The sequence below is a fragment of the Cupriavidus sp. R6-3 genome (assembly GCF_059772245.1).
In genome coordinates this window covers 1-1,806 of the sequence record NZ_JCBAJO010000420.1, presented here as the reverse complement: position 1 = coordinate 1,806, position 1,806 = coordinate 1, and the positions used below count along the sequence as shown (strand labels likewise).

At 69.2% G+C, this 1,806-nt stretch carries 1 protein-coding gene and 1 pseudogene; both read left to right on the top strand.

Annotation, left to right across the window (positions count from 1 at the left end):
- Positions 1-696: NfeD family protein (locus AC6EI8_RS26305; RefSeq protein ID WP_498383368.1), on the top strand; the 696-nt coding region annotated here is incomplete at its 5' end.
- A pseudogene (locus AC6EI8_RS26300) lies at positions 693-1,427 on the top strand (slipin family protein); the annotation flags it as partial. The gene AC6EI8_RS26305 and the pseudogene AC6EI8_RS26300, both read left to right, overlap by 4 nt.
- Between the last annotated feature and the right edge of the window lie 379 nt (positions 1,428-1,806).

Sequence of the window (1,806 nt, the reverse complement as noted above, 5' to 3'; positions counted from 1 at the left end):
GTGATCGAGCTGGAGCCCGACTGGCGCTATCGGCTGCTCGCCGTGCTGACCGAACCGAGCGTCGCGCTGATCCTGATGATGATCGGCATCTACGGGCTGATCTTCGAATTCTCGACACCCGGCATGGTGCTGCCCGGCGTGGCCGGCGCGATCTGCCTGCTGCTGGCGCTGTTCGCGCTGCAGATGCTGCCGATCAATTACGCCGGCCTGGCGCTGATCGCGCTGGGCATCGGCTGCATGGTGGCCGAGGCCTTCCTGCCGAGCTTCGGCGCGCTGGGCCTGGGCGGCATCGTGGCGTTCGCGCTGGGCGCCGTGATGCTGATCGACACCGACATCCCGGGTTTCGGCGTGCCGTTGTGGATGATCGGCACGCTGTCGCTGGCGGCCGCGGCGCTGAGCTTCGGCGTGTCCGCGGCCGCCGTGCGCGCACGCCGCCAGCCCGCGGTGATCACCGACACCCGCGTGGTCGGCAATGCCGGCCGCATCATCGATGACGGCTGGGCCGAGGTGCAGGGCGAACGCTGGCGCGTGCGCAGCGCGGCACCGCTGCAGACCGGCCAGGCCGTGCGCGTGACAGGCCGCCAGGGCCTGGTGCTCGACGTCGAGCCGGCCGACAGCCTGTCCACGGACGAATCCCCCGCGCGGCCGCCGCCCTCCCCCACGTCCCCCACCTCCCCACAAGGAGACCGACCATGATCTTCAGCCTCAGCGCCGGCACCCTCGTCATCCTGCTGGCCCTGCTGATCTTCTCCGCCTTCCGCGTGCTGCGCGAGTACGAACGCGGCGTGGTGTTCATGCTGGGCCGGTTCTGGCGCGTCAAGGGACCGGGTCTGGTGCTGGTGATCCCGGTGATCCAGCAGATGGTGCGGGTCGACCTGCGCACCGTGGTGATGGACGTGCCGGCGCAGGACGTGATCTCGCGCGACAACGTCTCGGTCAAGGTCAACGCGGTGGTCTATTTCCGCGTGGTCGATCCGCAGAACGCGATCATCCAGGTAGCCAACTTCCTCGAGGCCACCAGCCAGCTGGCGCAGACCACGCTGCGCGCGGTGCTCGGCAAGCACGATCTCGACGAGATGCTGTCCGAGCGCGAGAAGCTGAACCTGGACATCCAGAAGGTGCTGGACGCGCAGACCGACGCCTGGGGCATCAAGGTGTCGAACGTCGAGATCAAGCATGTGGATCTGAACGAATCGATGGTGCGCGCGATTGCGCGGCAGGCCGAAGCGGAACGCGAGCGGCGCGCCAAGGTGATCCACGCCGAGGGCGAGCTGCAGGCGTCGGTGAAGCTGCTGGAAGCGGCGCAGATGCTGGCGCGGCAGCCGCAGGCGATGCAGCTGCGCTATCTGCAGACGCTGACGCAGGTGGCGGGCGATCGCAGCTCGACCATCGTGTTTCCGGTGCCGATCGAGATGATGGAGGTGTTGCGGCCGCACGTGCGCGGCGCCGCGGCGCAGGCCGCCGAGGCTGCCGCGGCCACCGGCGCGACGATGGGGACCGCCGCCAGTGCCGCGGACAGCAACGAGCCGCCGCATTGAGTGGGGGGCATTGCGTCGGGCGCTTTGAATTGTGTGCATTGAGTTGGGGGCATTGAGTTGGGGGCATTGAGTTGGGTGCATTGAGCCGGTCGCAATGACTCGGGCGCAATGCGCCCAGCGCACCAGGCCCCGCACCACTACCGCGACACCGCCCCATCGCGCTGCGCCCAGCGCACGACATCCTCCCGCGAGGGGATCGCAATGAGGCCGCCGAGCGCGGCCGCCGCAGCGATGCGGCTCTCCTCGCTGCCGGACGACGACAGCGCCG